Below are 15,918 nucleotides of genomic sequence, written 5' to 3' on the forward strand. Positions count from 1 at the left end.
CCCTCGCGACGCCGGCCGCACCAGGAGGGGCACGCACGATGCCGAACACACCAGTGGTGCTGAGAGCCAACGCCGTGAAGAAGTCCTACGGCGGTGTGCACGCCCTGTCCGGAGTCGATCTCGAGATCCGCGCGGGCGAGGTGCACTGCCTGGCCGGCGCCAACGGCTCCGGCAAGTCGACGCTGATCAAGATCCTGAGCGGCGTGGAGACGAGGGACGCCGGAGCCATCGAGATCGACGGCGAGGAGGTCGGCCGGCTCAGCGTGATCGACGCGATCACCCACGGCATCCAGGTCATCTACCAGGACCTCTCGCTCTTCCCCAACCTCACCGTGGCGGAGAACGTGGCGATGACCACGCGCGTCGCCGGTGGGAAGAGGATCGTCTCCGCCTCCGCCGCCCGTGCTCTCACGGAGCGCGTCACGGCGCGGCTCGGCCTCGACCTCGACCCCGACGCGCTGCTCGAGGAGCTCCCCGTCGCTCAGCGCCAGCTCGTCGCGATCTGCCGGGCCCTGGCGAACGACGTGAAGGTCCTCTTCATGGACGAGCCGACCACGGCGCTGACGTGGACCGAGGTCGAGACGCTGTTCGGCGTCGTGCGGACCCTCAAGGACGACGGAGTGTCCATCGTCTTCGTCAGCCACAAGACGGAGGAGGTGTTCGCCCTCTCGGATCGGATCACGGTCCTCCGCAACGGCCGCATGGTCGCGGCCGGCGACGCCGCCGACTTCGACCGCGACTCGCTCGTCGAGGCGCTCATCGGCCGGCAGGAGCTCGAGGAGCGGATCGTCGCCGATCTGCCCGCCGACCTCCCTCCGGCGCTGAGCGTGCGGAACCTCAGCGCGCCGGGACTCTTCGAGGACGTCTCGTTCGACGTCTCGCCCGGCGAGATCGTCGGCCTGACCGGCATCATGGGCTCCGGCCGCAGCGAGGTGGCCGACGCCGTCTTCGGCATCATCCCCTTCACCCGCGGCTCGGTCGAGGTCGACGGCCGTCGCGTCCGCAGCGGCTCGGTCGCCAGCGCGATGGAGGCCGGGATCGCCTACGTGCCCGCCGACCGGCTCACGCAGGGCGTCTTCCTCGCGCAGCCGATCAGCCGGAACATGATCGCCTCGTCCATCTCGCGCGTCACGAGCCGGCTGGGCTGGCTCCGCCCGAAGACGGTCGCCCGCCGTGTCGACGGTCTCGTCGCCGACCTCGAGCTCAAGATCGGGCAGCCGTCGGACGCCGTCTCGACCCTCTCGGGCGGCAACCAGCAGCGCGTCGTCCTGGCGAAGTGGCTGGCCACGGACCCGAAGGTGCTGGTCCTCAACGGCCCCACCGTCGGCGTCGACATCGGCTCGAAGGCGGCCATCCTGCAGATCCTTCGCGATCGCGCGGCAGCGGGGATGACCGTCCTCCTCATCTCGGACGACGTCCCCGAGCTGGTGAGCGTCTGCCACCGCGTCCTCGTGGTGCGCCGGGGCCGCCTCATCGACGAGATCACATCGGACAGCGTCACGGTCGAGGCCGTGCGAGAGCGGAGCATCGCGTGACCACCACGACCTTCCACGCGCCCAGCGCGCTGGCCCGCCTGCGCGGCCGGAACAACGAGGGGATCCTCCTGGGCATCATCGTCCTGGTGGTGCTGGCGATCGCCGTCCTCAGCCCGGGCACCCTCAGCGCCGGCATGGCGGCCGACATCCTCCGCGGAGCCGTCGTCAACATGGCGCTCGCACTGGGGCTCCTGCTCGTCATCGTCTCCGGCGGGATCGACGTGTCCTTCACCGCGATCGCGATCTTCGCCGCCTACCTGACCGTCACCGTGATGCAGTCGAGCGGGATCGACAACGCCCTCCTCGCCTTCGCCGCCGCCACCGCGGTGGGTGCGGTCGTCGGGATCCTGAACGCCGTGCTCGTCGCCGGGTTCCATCTGCAGACCCTCATCGCGACGCTCGGCACCCAGGGCATCGTGCGCGGCGCCCTGCTCGCGTTCGTCGGCGCCACCTACCTGTCGACCCTCCCGGGCTCGCTCGCGGCGGTCGGCGACGCGAGGCTGGCGACCGTCGACGGGTCCGCCGTCAGCGTCCTCCTCGTGCCGGTGGCGCTCCTCGCCGTCGGACTCGCGCTGGTGCTGCGGAAGACCATGTTCGGCCGCTCCGTCTACGCGATCGGCGGGGCGCCGGAGTCGGCTCGCCGCGCGGGGATCCGCGTGGGCCGGGTGCAGACGATCATCTACGTCGTCGCCGGAGCCCTGTCCGGCTTCGCGGGGATGGTGCACGTCTCGCTCGTGGGCCACGCCTCGCCCTTCGAGCTGGTCGGCACGGAGTTGAACGTCATCGCCGCCGTGGTGATCGGCGGAGCGGCCGACACGGGCGGGCGCGGCTCGGTGCAGGGCGTCGCGCTCGGCGTCCTCCTGCTCGCGCTCATCCAGAACTCCCTCGTGCGCCTCGGCATCCCCGGCTTCTGGCACACCCTCGTCGTCGGCCTCGTGATCCTCGCCGGCGTCGCCATCCAAGCGCAGACCCGCCGACTGCGGCAGGCGCGCTCCCGCGTTCTCGAAGGAGCGGTCGCATGACCACCGAACGAACCGTCGAGCGGCCCGCCGGCCGCCTGTCCGGACCCGGCTTCCGCCGCGCGGTCGACTCCGCCGGGCACACCGGGAACCTCGGCCTCCTCCTCGTCGTCGTCATCGTGGTGTTCAGCCTCCTGAACCCGTCGATCTTCCCGACGGCGCTGAACCTGCAGTCGATCGGCTACGCCGTCCCCGAGGTCGGACTCCTCGCGCTCGCCGTGGCGATCACGATGTCCAGCGGCGGGATCGATTTGTCGATCGTCGCGATCGCCAACCTCGCCGCTCTCGCCATGGCGACCACCTCGATCGCCCTCCTGGAGGGTGGAGCCTCCGACCCGGTCGCCGCGGTCGTCGGCATCGCCGTCGCGGTCGTCGTCGGGCTGGTGTGCGGTCTCGTCAACGGCGTGCTCGTCTCGCGCCTGCGGATCGCGCCGATCCTCGCGACTCTGGCGACGATGACGGTCTTCACCGGCGCCGCGCTCGTGCTGACCCGCGGCGAGCCGGTCTACGGCCTGCCCGACACGATCCTCGACCTCGGCATCGCGACCGTCGCCATCGTCCCCGTCACCTTCTGGCTCTTCGTCGCCGTCGTCGCCCTGCTGTGGGCGGTGATGAACCGCACCGGACTCGGCCTGCGGATCATCCTCGTCGGCGCGAGCCCGGAGGCGTCCGACTACACCGGGATCCGCCGGAGCCGCGTCCTGCTCAGCACCTACGCCATGAGCGGCGCCGTGGCCGCGATCGCCGGCGTGATGATGTCGGCGCGCTCGGCCAGCGCCACCGCCGACTACGGCTCCTCCTACCTGCTGCTCGCCATCACCATCGCCGTGCTCGGAGGGACGAACCCCACCGGAGGCCGCGCCCCGATCGTCGGAGTGGGCATCGGCGCGCTGGTCCTCCAGTGCATCTCGAGCGGCTTCAACGGCCTGCAGATCAGCCCGTACATCTACCAGATCGTCCAGGGCCTGATCCTCGTCGTGGTCCTCGTGCTCGAGGTGCGCCGGGGCCGCCTCACCCGCTGGCTGCGCGGGATCACCCAGCGGCCCGCGCGGGACGGGGAGGCGCTGCGGAGCGGGGCGGGGCGGTCGGACCTGCCCTGAGGGGTGCTCCGGCGGGGTGGACCCCGTGTCGGTGACGGGGGCGCAGTGAGGCGGCCGGTCCGGGCGCCGCCTCATCCGAGTGCGTTACATGCGGGACGCCCCGCCCTGGACCGGAAGACGCTCTGGTCTCTCCCGGCTCCTGCGCTGTCGGTTCGTTCCTCCTGCTGCGTGCCCGGGTACGGCGGCGGATACCACTGGAGAAAGGTGCCGGGTGTGCGCGGGTGGTGATGCGGTCAGTCCCGCAGGCCGACCGTCACCGCCCGGCTCTCCGGCGCCTCGATCAGGTTCTTCGCCACTGCGGCCGAGAGGTAGGACGTCGCGTCGTGCCGGCGCAGAGTGACGACCGAAGCGACGGCTCGCACCGCCAGGACGATCGGAGCGAAGCTCGGCCCTGAGGTCAACCAGTCTCCGACAGCGACGCCGACCTCGGTCATCGGGATCAGTAGCGTCATCGGATCGAGTCGCCTGCCGCCCTCCCCCTTCAGGGGGCCGGACGCTTGATGGAGTTCCGAGACACGCGCCTTGTAGGTGAGGAGCGCGTCCTCGAGCTCCCGGCCGTCCTCCGCCTCGGCGACGGCGAGCCGCACGTCCCGGAGGCCGTCGAGGTACCGGGCGAGGAGCTTCTCCTTGCTCTGCCGGAAGGCCACAATGTCGTCGAAGGTCGCCTCCGGATGCGGTTCCGGGATGTCGTAGAGCGTGAGGGCGAGTGCGCGCTGGTCGGAGGCGTCGTCGATCGCGAACAGAGCCTGCCGGGCCGTCGCGGTCGTGGCCACGCCGTACTGCCAGCCCTTCGCCTGGCAGAGGCGTCGGCCGCAGATCGCGAGGAGCGCGGGGACGAGGTTCTCCCGGGTTGCTCGGAACTGGGATCGGTCGTGAGAAGCCGGCCTGAGGTAATCGTGCTCGACGAGCCAGTGCTCCAGTTCGTAGGGGAGCTTGCGGGCGAACAGCCTGTCGGACTGCTGCCAGTCGTCCGTCGTGAACGTGTACCGCTCTGCGGCGCGGATGCACTCGCTGACGGCCCGCGCTCGCGTGTGCTCGTCGAGGTCGTCGAGGTCGGCAGGGACCCACCAGCCTCGATCCTCCATCTCGGTGAGGGTCTCGGTGGGCGGGAATCCTCGCGGAGCGATCGTCGAGAACCGTTCGCTCAGCAGCAGGGCCTTCTTCATCTCGGCCGCGGGCGGAACGATGAGCGGCGACAGCAGGAGGGTGTTGTCGAGCCTGTGGCTCATGAGGCTCCGATCGTCTGGCTGGTGGAGTATGAGACCACTTAGGCCGGGATCCGCACTCCTGCGTCATTTCTCCCGCGGATGCGTGTGACCGGCGCTGGGGGTGCTCGCGAGTTAATCCGCGCCGATGTCGTGCGAAGCCGGAACTCTCGCCCTCCTCCTTAGCGCGGTGGTTGGTCTGAGAGTAGGGGCGAACCTTTGATCGGGCTAGGGCCGGGCTCGTTGCTCCTCAGGCGGGCTGACGTGAGTGGCCGTTCCGCCGCCTCCGCCGCCCAGGCGCGGAGAGGCGGAACGCGCGGCTCCGTGGAACGGAGATCGACGCATTGGCCGACTAGTTGCAGTTGCAGGCCGCGGAGAGCGGAAAAATGTGCTGCTGGTGTCGATCAGTCCTGGGCGGACGGGATTACCAGGCCCCGATCGCGCGGGTACACCTCGATGCTCTCGAAGTGGGAGAGGTCGGCGTGGATTTCTGACGCCGCCTGATGCAGTGAGCCCCTCGAGTCAACGGCGCCGCGGCCGCGGCCGGTACTTTTTCCCCGCCCGAATGTTGCGGTTCTCGATCACACCCGGAACCGCCAGACCCACCGCCACGGCCACGATCAGCGCCCAGCCGAGGACGTTGAACCACTCACCGGTGAACGCCGCATACGTCTGCTCGCCGGCAATCGCGAAGAACATCACCGACGCCCCGAACCACACCATCCCGTTCGCAAACAACGCTGTCCACGCCAAAGGAGAGCGGGGCGCGGTCATACCGTCAGCGTCCCAGGACCGGCCGAACGCTGTCTCCCCGTCCCTCTAAACTCCGAGCATGGTCTCGCCACTCGTCCGCAAGATCGTCAACAAGCACGAGCGCGACATCCGCCTGATGCAACGCACCCTCTTCACCGACGCCGGAGACCAGATCACCTCACAGCCCGGACTCACCAACGCTCGGCTCCAGGAGCGCGCAAACGCTCGCGCAAGGCAACTCCTGCGCCTGCGAGGACGATCCCTGACCAACCGGCGCGCCGAGGTGTCCGTCCTCATGGACCGCGGGCCCGCCGCGGAGCTCGAACCGGGATCCGATGCCGACCCGACGCTCTCCCTGGTGAGCGTGTCCGTGAAGGGCCTCAGCCTCCTCGTCGGCAACTCCGAGATCCTCGAGCCCGACGAGTACACCGCCTGGGCGCAAGGCGTCGTTGGGGAGCACTGGGCAACTCGGCTCTACTCAGCCGGGGCGCTGTCGGGCAGCAACGACAAACGGCTCTCTACGCTCTACTTCTACGTGTTCACCGACCAGGACGGCAGCGCCGTCAACAAGTCAGTTGATTGGTCGCTCGAGCTTGAACTAGGCACGACGTAGAACTGCTAGCGGCGGCCAGCGCGGCCTCGATCGAGTATGTGGGCGAGGAAGCTCGTGTCCACGGTGGTGAAAACTGGGGGCGCCGTTGGAGGCTTCGAGGATACTGAGACGAGCAGGGGGGAACACGACCGGTGGGGAGGGGCGCAGCCATGTCGGAGGTGGTGTCGAGCACGACCGACAAGATGTTGGAGCATCTTCATGCGCGCCTTGACACCCATTTCAGTGCGATTCGGGACGGGCGCGCCGTCCTAGAGGTCTCTGCGCCGGTTTTCGCCCTCGAACACGAGTTCTCTCCTGAAGACCGCGATCTGCTAATCGCGACGGTGCGGAGGGCGGTGTCCAAAGGTCTCGGCTCTCGCCAACGTCGATGGTGGTTGCCGTTCGTCGTATACGCCGCTGAGGCCGGGTACGACTACGTCGGGGATGAGTACTGGCGAAGCTTCGAGCAGCGCACGCCAGGGTGGCGCACTGAGCACCGCGCCCTGATCAAGTCGTGGTTCACAAAGTTCGCGGCGGCATATGGCGGGGCGGTGCCCACGGGTGCCTTCGCCGAGACGTTTGCAATTATTGCCTGGCCTATTACGCACGGTGTGCTACCGACTTACCTACAGCGACAACTTGCCCAATTGCTTTACGAATTCAGCGGCGCCCTCACATCGGACTTGCTCGATGATCCACCCACCCTCGGCTTGAGGCTGGCGCGTCGGGCAGCGTCATACACCGAGCGCTTCCGCATCTTCTGCGAGAACACCACCCTCGTCGGACAGGTCGCCGCCGCGCTGTTGTCCGGGCACGATGCACCGAGCCCCTACCTTCTTAACTCCACGCTCGAGCGGATCCTGGCTGATCTGTCCAAGGAGCAGCAGGCGCGTCGCTGGCTGAGAACGGCGCAGCAGTCGGCACATCGGGCCCGCGGCTTTCTCCCAACCGCGACTCAGGGGCAGACGGCGTCGGTGCCACACGCGTCGACACGCGCGACCGATCCGCGTTTGTATCTGCGTTTCGAGGACCAGTGGAACGCCTACGCGGAACTGCCCGATTTGACGCCCTTGGGGGCGGGCCTGCCCGACGTGTTCCGGCAGTTGCGGGTGTCGCGGGGTTTCGTCAATGGCGCCGACCGGCACGTGTCACCGAGCAGGCTGCTGTACCCCGGGCAGTCGGTCCGGTTCGCCGCATGGCCGCGTACTGATCAAGCCTTCCTGCGGCTGGATCGGGCACAGGAGGAGACCAATCGGATTCTGGCAGATCAATGCGTCATCACCCCCGGGCCGTGGTGGCTATTTCGCCGCCAAGGCGCGGGCCTGGCAATCGAGGTGAAGGGAAAATCGGTTCGACCCGGGCACGGCTACCTTCTGATTGGGGCGGGTTCGCTGACCCCGCCTACGGTGCCGTGGGTCACCGAGGTGGGGGTTAGCGTTGAAGGGGTGCGCGGCTATGAGCTCACGGTCCCAGAGCAAGTCAGCGAGAAAGATGCCGCCGCACTGACGGCTGGCGGCCTCGCGGTTATCACGAACGTAGCCATCCGCCCGGTCGGTATCGTCGCCAGCGCATGGGACGGTGAGGGAGAGGCCGAATGGATCGCGGGGGAGCCGGCGATCCTCGGGATCCGATCCGAGCTGGTCCCGCGACGGTGTCGGCTAACAATTGGCGGGGACGTGTACTTCCTCGAGTGGCCGGCAGAGGAGGCCGAACTGCTGTTTTCCGTGCAGGGCCTGGGCGTCGGCACTCACGTCGCGAGTGTCGCTTTGCTGGGAAACGATGACCGCCCGATGACCGTGGGCTCCCTTGTGATCACGATTCGAGACCCACAGATCCGACCCGAAGGTGCCGCTGCCGGCGAGGGAATTCGTATGCTCGCCACCCCCGCCCGCCCGACCCTCACCGAACTGTGGGACGAGCGCGCCCACATCGTGATCGATGGGCCCGCCGGTGCTGAAGCAGACATCGAGGTGAGGCTCCGAGGCGAGCGTGGACAGAGGATCGCCGACCTCAGACGTCCCGTCCGCTTGCCCCTCGACGAGGAAGCATGGATCTCACTAGCCAGAGCTATCCGAAAGGATCGCCGCTTCAACGACGCCTACGACGACGCAGAGTCCTGTGTAATCACCGTCGCTCGCGCCGGAGTCGGTTTCGCGACGCTGACCTGTGAACGTGGCTTCCAGCCGTTGCGGTGGCGTTTCACGCGCGGCCACGACGGGCAGGTCTACGCGCGTCTGGTGGATCGCACCGACGGCGACGCCACGATCATTGAGTTCTACGACGTGGAATTGCCGACCGCCGCCGTGCCACAACCGGTCGGTGACGAGATCATCGCCCCATCGCGCGGGGGACTTGTGGTCGCCCACGCCGGTGATGCGTCGGCGTCACTCATCCTCCCCACCGAACCAAACGCGCTCCTTCAGCAACCCGCTCTGCGGCCCGCGGTACCGACCGCCGGACGCACCCCGGCAGACGTCCGCCTGCTGATCGATGCACACGCGCGATGGCTGAACGCGGAACTGCCCGCCGACGCGTTTGTTGCGTATCAGCAACAGGTGATTGGCAAAGCCATTGCCCGCGCGATCGGGACCATCATCGGCGGGAGCCACTGGGCCGCCATTGAACGCAAGGTCGCCCACGCGCAGGACGTCGCGAGCCTGCTCGCCGAAATGCAGCAGGCAGTCGGGATCTCGGCGTCCCACAAGGATCTCGCCGCCACGATCGCCTATAGCCTGTATAAGTGGCTGTCAGCCAGGGCCCTGTTGCTCGGGTTCGACACCATCATCGCCCCGCACCTCGCCAGCACTGGGCTGGGAGATCATCCGGCGATGTCGCGCTTCCTGCTGATGCTCGCCGGTCGTCCTGGGCATATTCCCCAGTGGCCCGAGGACGAGGTCATTTTCCTGCTCGAGCGGGTCATGCAGACCCCGGTGCTCTATCGCGCCGCACGCTTCGCGGTGCTCGGTACCCGGGCCCTCAACGACGCGGATGGTGTGGGACAGAGCTTCTGATGCAGATCCGCCAACTCACCGCCGAGACGGCCGCCGCCGCGGCGATACAGACTCTCGGCCTTGACCCTGAAGTCATTGACCTCACCTCGATCGAGGCGCTGGCCGCCGCGCTGCGCCGTGCTGCGTCGTTCTTGTGCCCGACGAGCCCGGGACGGCTCGCCGATGCCGTGTACGGCGCCGTGCAGCCCCTCGCCGGTGCCGGTGCGGTCACTCGGTCGGGCATCGGGGAAATCGTGGATGAACTGGTCGCCTGCGGGGACCTACTGGAGCTTCGCCACGACAACGGCCGGTCGGCGCGGCTCCTGTACTTGGCGCCGCCGTCGTTCATCGAGCGTCACCCGGGACGCTTTCTGCTCGCCGGCGTCTGGCCGTTCGGTAAGCCACTGATCCCAGACGATCTTGCGCAGACGATCGACTACGAAGGCGTGACGCGCTCGATCAGCCTCGATGCGGACGACGGGCCAAGGCAACTTCGCGACCGGGGTCTGCATTGCGTCCTAAAGGATCGTTGGCTTGTCCGACCAGCAATCGAAACTCCGAACGCACTTCTCGATCGGTTTCGGGGGCGCCTGGACACCGCCACCCACGCGGGCCTCCTCGACGACATCCAGATCCTGGACTCAGCATCCTCCGTCCGCTTTTACGCGGGCCGCTGGCGGGCGCCGGTTGCCTCCGATACTGGAGATTTCGTTGCCCGCCGGCCACAGGCGTACGGCGCCGACTTGTGGTGTCTGATGCGGTGTGACCGCGGCGTTCCGTCGCGCCTGCTGGATTGGCCGGTCGATGACCCCGTCCTGCCCGGTCGAGACGAGGCATGGCGCTATCAGGCGGCGGTCGATGCTGCCCGTGGTGTGCCGCAACAATTCCGTCGCCGCGCGGCTGGCGATGACGTCGTCTTCGACTTCTTCTCGCCGCTACCGGGCTTCGCGGAACGTTACCTACACTTCGTCGGGCTGCCGCTCGGGAAGACGACGGGTGCGCTGTTCTCGTTCCGGGTGCCCGACGCCGCGGCCGACGGCGTCGAGATTTTTCTAATTGACATGTTGTGGATGACACAAGAGGAGGCACCACATGGCGTCTGACGTCCCTACGATCGCCGAGACGATCGACGATATCCAGGCCGCCCTACGCGAGTACATCGAGGCCACCTACCACGTTGGTCACCCCACGATTATCGAGCAGCGCCGCCAACTCTTGCTCACCGAAGGGGTCCTGTTTAGAGCCCCCTTCATCGAGAGCACACCGCGATACCAGACGAACCGCACGTTTGCGGAACTCGATGTCGATAACGCCGTCCACGACCTGTTCACCCCGCTTACCCAGAAGGTCGGCGCATTGGACCGGTTGCTGCACGATCCGCCTTACACCCATCAGGCGGAAGCCATTGAGTGGGCGGCCCGCGACGGCAACAGCCTCGCTATCACGACCGGCACCGGGTCCGGGAAGACCGAGTCATTCCTGCTGCCGATGCTCGCCAAATTGGGCACCGAAGCCAAGCACCGGCCGGACTCGTTCGCTGCCCCTGCCGTGCGCGCGCTGATCCTCTACCCGATGAACGCACTCGTGAACGACCAGCTGGGGCGTTTGCGACTGCTGCTCGGCGACCCGCGGCTGACGACGCAGTTCCAAGCCTGGGCAGGCCGCCCTGCCCGCTTCGCCCGCTACACCAGCCGCACCCTGTACCCGGGAGTGCGGACGGTGAAGAAAGACCAGAAGCGGCTCGGATCGATCGAGGACTTCTACCTGCTGCTGATCGACAAAGCAGCCGACCCGAAAGCTCTCGGCCACGCGCAGGCGAAACAGCTGAAGGAGAAGCTGGAGGCGCGGGGCAAGTGGCCCGCGAAACCCGACCTGAAGAGGTGGTTCGGACCCAAGGGCTCGAAATGGAAGGACGCGAAGAGCGGGCAGTTCGTGCGGGCCGTGATGGGGCCAGAGGACCCGGAGCTCCTCACCCGCCACGAGGTTCTCGCCGCACCCCCGGACGTACTCATCAGCAACTACTCGATGCTCGAGTACATGCTGATGAGACCGCTCGAGCGCCCTGTGTTCGACCACACCCGGCAGTGGCTGGCCGACAATCCGGAGGAGAAGTTCCTCCTAATCGTCGACGAGGCGCATCTGTACCGGGGGGCCGCGGGCGCCGAGGTCGCGCTGCTGCTGCGCCGGTTGCGGTCACGGCTAGGGATCACACCGGATCGGATCCAGGTGATCACGACGAGCGCAAGCTTCAGTACCCCCGAATACGGTCGGAAGTTCGCCGCTCAGCTGACAGGAAAGGACGAAACTGACTTCCGGACGGTCACCAGCAAACCTGCGTTGCGACCCGCGGCCGTGCAGGGCACCCCGGCCGCGGCTACGTTGCTCGCCGGCCTCCCGCTTAATGACTTCTACAACGCCGAGACGGAACCGGAACGCACCGTCGCCGTCGCCGACCTGCTCAACGACCGCGGTGTGGACGACCGGGACCGTCCAGCGGCGGTGCTGCTGTACGACGCCCTGACCAATTACGGGCCAATGAACCTGCTCGTCAACGAGACGATGCAGAAAGCGCAACCCCTACAGGAGCTCGGCACCGCGGTGTTCCCCGGCGTCTCCATTGAGGTGGCGGATAAGGCGGTCACGGCCCTTGTCGCGCTGGGCAGCGCCGCACGCCGTACCCCCGAGGAATCGGGCCTGCTGCCCTGCCGGGTGCATGCGTTCTTCCGAGGGCTTCCCGGGCTGTGGGCATGCATCGATCCAGAGTGCGATGCCGTTGACCGTGACAATCTGCCGCGGGGCGTTGGGCCGATCGGCAAGCTGTATCCGCAACCGCGGGCCACTTGTAACTGCGGGGCACGAGTGTTTGAATTTTTCACCTGCCGTCACTGCGGTTCGGCTTACGCGCGCGGCTACACGGATGATTTGCAGCACCCGACGTTCTTGTGGCATGAGAGCGGCGGCGCGTTTCAGACCACTGCCGGCGCGGTGCCCGAACTGTTCCCTCTCGATCTGCTACTCGAAGAACCGCAGGCTAAGGAGTTCCAGGTCGCCGAGATCGACCTGGTGACCGGCCGGCTCGATCCTGACAAGCCCCCGGTCCGCGGCCGCGTGGTCTTTCTCCCGAAGCTGCGAAGCGGCGAGAAGGTGACCAGCAACGACGATGCCGACGACGGCGACGACCACGCCGAAGCGGACGGCGAGTTCAAACCGTGCGGTGTCTGCGGACAGTTGTCGGGATTCTTCGGCCGCTCCTCCGTGCAGGACCACCAGACGAAGGGCGACCAACCGTTTCAGGCACTGGTCACCCGGCAGATCGAGGTTCAGCCGCCGAGCGCCCCATACTCCACCTTCGCGCCGCTACGCGGCCGCAAAGTGTTGGCGTTCTCCGACTCGAGACAGGTCGCCGCACGCCTGGCACCCAACCTGCAGGCCTATTCGATGCGAGACGTGATCCGGCCGCTGATCCTGAAGGGATGGGAAGAACTCGCCAACCAGCCGGGCATCGGGAAACAGCTGAGCCTGGAGCGTCTGTACTTGGCGGTGATGGTGGGAGCCAAGCAACTTGAGGTGCGGTTGCGTCCAGAACTGCGGGAAGCGGAGTCCCTCCATGTCTTGAAGGCGGTCGGTAAGGCAATCGATAACGGTGCGCTGACGGGCAACGAGGAGGCGCGCGGGGAACTGCTGATGCTTACCTCCCCGCCCCCGCAGGCCCTGTTACGTACGATTTACGCGAGCCTGACCGACAAACACTACGGACTGGTGTCTCTGGGGCTTGCATCGATCCGGGAGAAGACGAGCCTGAGAGACGATCTCCTTACGAACCTGCCGGCCATCGACGGTGTTGCCACGACCGACGAGCAGCGCCTCGCCCTAGTCCGGCTGTGGCTCACACAGTGGGCGACGCCCACGCGCGGCATCTGGTTCCCAACGATGACCTCGGAGTGGTGGCGGCAAAAGGGCGGCGTAAAGCCCCACACTGGCAGGTTTCAGGCCATTGACCGCTGGCTGGTCACGCAGGCAGCGAAGAAGGCGTTCAAGGAGCAGTGGCTTCCCGTGCTGCTTCCCGCGTTCTGCGAGTTGGAGGGCGCGAAGTACCGGATACTCGCCAGCACGGTCGCGCTGGAGCCGGGCGGGCTGTGGGGTTACTGCGAGCGATGCCGATTCACCCAGCGACCATTCCCGGGATCAAACCGTTGCGTCAACTGCGACCAGAACCAGGTGCGCACCCTCGACCCCACGACCGACGAGGTCTTCCAAGCCCGTAAGGGCTACTACCGGCAGAGCGCTGAACGTGCCCTGCAGTCTCCCCACAAACCCATCCTCAGCATCATCGCCGCGGAGCACACCGCTCAGCTGAACGCGGCTCAATCCGACGCAGTTTTCTCACGCGCCGAGGAGTACGAACTCCTATTTCAGGACATCGATGTCGGACTGCCCAGACCGGGGGAGCAGGAACGCGCCGCGATCGACGTGCTCTCGTGCACAACCACCATGGAGGTCGGCATCGATATCGGCAGCCTCTCCGGTGTCGCCCTGCGCAACATGCCGCCATCGCGTGCTAATTACCAGCAGCGGGCGGGCCGCGCGGGTCGCCGCGGCAACGCGATCGCAACAGTCGTCGCATTCGGCAGCGCCGACACGCACGACGACCACTACTTTCGAAACCCACACCTCATGATCCGCGGCGACGTAGACGACCCGGTGCTGACGTTGGACAACGACGAGATTGCGCGGCGTCATGTCGTTGCATACCTGCTGCAGCGGTACAACCAGGACAGACTGCCCACGATCGACCCGGAGGATCAGCCGCAACTATTCGAAGTACTCGGCACCGTCCGCGGGTTCGTAAGCACCACGTCACCGTTGAACCGAACCGACTTCGAAGAGTGGCTGATAGAGCACGAGACCGTGCTGAGGGACGACGTCGCGTCGTGGCTGCCGGCGGAGCTGACCGCACCGGACCGATTGCGTCTCCTCGACGGCCTGATCACGGCGACACTCGAGGCGATCGATGACGCGCTCGACCTGGAAGTCGACGGGAATCTGCCCGAACCGGAAGACGGCGACGCCGCCCCACAAGAGGTCGTGATCGAGGACGGCGATGCCGGCGAGGACGGCGCCGAGGTGCCCACCGAGCAGCGCAGTCAGTCGAATCTGCTCGATCGCCTCCTCTATAAAGGGGTGCTGCCTAGGTACGCGTTCCCGACCGATGTGGTGGCGTTCCACGTGTTCGACCGCGCCAAGTCTGAACGGTTCCACACCGAGTTCCGGTATGCGCCGAGCCAGGGTTTGCCGGTCGCGTTGACCCAGTACGCGCCCGGCAAGGTGGTGTGGATCGACAATAAAGAATGGACCTCCGGAGCCATTTACGCGCCGATGCACAAAGAACGAGCTCAAGCCTGGCGCGACAAGATGCTCTACTTCGAATGCCAGGTGTGCCATTACGCCAAGCACATCCCGGCAGACCAGGCCCGGCGCGGCGAGGAGCGTGAGTGCGACGCGTGCGGCGCGCCCGGCAAATTCGGCAAAGCGATGAACTGGATGCGACCGCCCGGGTTCGCTCACCGCACTAACGACGATCCCGGGACCAGCCCGGACGACGCGCCGGCGAACAGTTACGCCACGCGCGCCAAACTGGTCGCTGCAGGCCCGGAGGGCGAAGAAGCCTGGGACCACGTCACACCCCGCCTCGAGCAGACCTACCGGCGGGACACGTTGCTGGTCACTAACACCGGTCCGCGTGGCGAGGGCTATACGTACTGCACGAAGTGCGGTCTGATCGAACCGAGCCATGGTGCGACAGGCATCGTCGCCGGCCCGCATACCAAGCCCTTCCCCGACGAGCGTGAACAGGAGTGCCAAGGATCGGGCTCAACGAAGGGTCTTGTGCTGGGCACCGACTTCATCTCCGATGTGCTGCTCGTGCGGTTGAGCGTCGACAAGCCACTCACCCTGCGCCCGGAACTCCTATCAACGCAGGTGGCGCTTCGGACTGTCGCGGAAGCGCTCACAATCGCCGCGACAGGTGAACTCGACGTGGACGCGAGAGAGTTGCAGGCCGAGTACCGCCCCGCGCTGACACCGGGGGGCAACCACGGGCAAGAGGCGGAGATCTACCTGTACGACACGCTCGCCGGCGGTGCCGGGTTCACGCGGCGGGTGCAAACGTACGGGGAATCGATCTTCCGGAAAGCACTGGACCGGCTGGAGCGTTGCCCGGCCCACTGTGACGCCTCTTGTTACCGGTGCCTGCGCAGCTTCCGCAATCGATTCGAGCACAGCCTGCTCGATCGGCAGATTGGTGCCGCGCTGTTGCGTTATGTCCTTGACGGCACCAGCCCGGTGCTGAACGAGGTGCGGCTTAACCAGTCGATCGACAAGGTCCTCGCCGACCTGCAGAGCCGTGACATCGCGGGCGTCAAGTTCCTAAAAAACGAACCAGTGCTCATCCCAGGGATTGGGTTGGTCACTGCCCCGATCCTCGCGCGCGGAAACGGTGGTGACCGCATCTTCTACATTCAGAGCCCGTTGACCCGGGACACTCCGCCTACGCGGGAACTACGGGATGCGAAGGAACTCGGCGGGGTACCGATTCACCCCATCGACGACATCGTCGTCACACGAAACCTGCCCGTCGCGAGCCAGCAGGTGCTGCGTTGGCTGAATTGAACGAGACGAGACGCTACGACACCGGTACCAGCCATGGTCCGGCGTTCCTACCGGC

At 66.8% G+C, this 15,918-nt stretch carries 9 protein-coding genes; 7 read left to right on the plus strand and 2 right to left on the minus strand.

What is annotated here, in order from left to right; all coding sequences use genetic code 11:
* Nucleotides 1-38: 38 nt before the first annotated feature.
* The 3 genes from C5C57_RS14415 to C5C57_RS14425 are packed head-to-tail and all read left to right on the plus strand — an operon-like array spanning nucleotide 39 to nucleotide 3,654.
* Entirely contained in the window at nucleotides 39-1,535 is a 1,497-nt protein-coding gene (locus C5C57_RS14415; protein ID WP_104247201.1) for a sugar ABC transporter ATP-binding protein, read from the plus strand.
* Nucleotides 1,532-2,557 carry an ABC transporter permease gene (locus C5C57_RS14420; RefSeq protein ID WP_104247202.1) on the plus strand — a complete coding sequence of 342 codons (1,026 nt, stop codon included), beginning with the start codon at nucleotides 1,532-1,534 and terminating at the stop codon, nucleotides 2,555-2,557. Before C5C57_RS14415 ends, C5C57_RS14420 begins: the two co-directional genes overlap by 4 nt.
* The gene (locus C5C57_RS14425) at nucleotides 2,554-3,654 is read left to right on the plus strand and encodes an ABC transporter permease (RefSeq protein WP_104247203.1); all 1,101 of its coding nucleotides are present in this window, start codon (nucleotides 2,554-2,556) and stop codon (nucleotides 3,652-3,654) included. Before C5C57_RS14420 ends, C5C57_RS14425 begins: the two co-directional genes overlap by 4 nt.
* Nucleotides 3,655-3,887: 233 nt before the next feature.
* Here the strand turns inward: C5C57_RS14425 and C5C57_RS14430 are convergent, their stop codons facing one another.
* Nucleotides 3,888-4,883: a hypothetical protein gene (locus C5C57_RS14430; RefSeq protein WP_104247204.1), complete on the minus strand. Its 996-nt coding sequence runs from the start codon at nucleotides 4,881-4,883 to the stop codon at nucleotides 3,888-3,890.
* Nucleotides 4,884-5,381: 498 nt separating this feature from the next.
* Complete coding sequence (locus tag C5C57_RS14435; RefSeq protein ID WP_146082434.1) at nucleotides 5,382-5,633, minus strand: hypothetical protein; 252 nt, start codon at nucleotides 5,631-5,633, stop codon at nucleotides 5,382-5,384.
* 58 nt (nucleotides 5,634-5,691) lie between these two features.
* Between C5C57_RS14435 and C5C57_RS14440 the strand changes: the two genes are divergently transcribed.
* The 4 genes from C5C57_RS14440 (at nucleotide 5,692) to C5C57_RS14455 (ending at nucleotide 15,863) form a co-directional block, all read left to right on the plus strand.
* Nucleotides 5,692-6,225 carry a hypothetical protein gene (locus C5C57_RS14440; protein ID WP_104247206.1) on the plus strand — a complete coding sequence of 178 codons (534 nt, stop codon included), beginning with the start codon at nucleotides 5,692-5,694 and terminating at the stop codon, nucleotides 6,223-6,225.
* Nucleotides 6,226-6,374: 149 nt separating this feature from the next.
* Nucleotides 6,375-9,215, plus strand: a complete 2,841-nt coding sequence (locus C5C57_RS14445; RefSeq protein WP_146082435.1) for a hypothetical protein — start codon at nucleotides 6,375-6,377, stop codon at nucleotides 9,213-9,215.
* On the plus strand, nucleotides 9,215-10,297 hold the full coding sequence (locus tag C5C57_RS14450; RefSeq protein ID WP_104247208.1) for a hypothetical protein: 1,083 nt from the start codon (nucleotides 9,215-9,217) through the stop codon (nucleotides 10,295-10,297). The genes C5C57_RS14445 and C5C57_RS14450 overlap by 1 nt, the downstream gene beginning before the upstream one ends.
* Nucleotides 10,287-15,863, plus strand: a complete 5,577-nt coding sequence (locus C5C57_RS14455; RefSeq protein ID WP_104247209.1) for a DEAD/DEAH box helicase — start codon at nucleotides 10,287-10,289, stop codon at nucleotides 15,861-15,863. The genes C5C57_RS14450 and C5C57_RS14455 overlap by 11 nt, the downstream gene beginning before the upstream one ends.
* Nucleotides 15,864-15,918: the final 55 nt, after the last annotated feature.

Origin of the sequence: Rathayibacter sp. AY1C5 (assembly GCF_002931705.1) — a bacterium.
In the GTDB taxonomy this organism is placed as follows: domain Bacteria; phylum Actinomycetota; class Actinomycetes; order Actinomycetales; family Microbacteriaceae; genus Rathayibacter.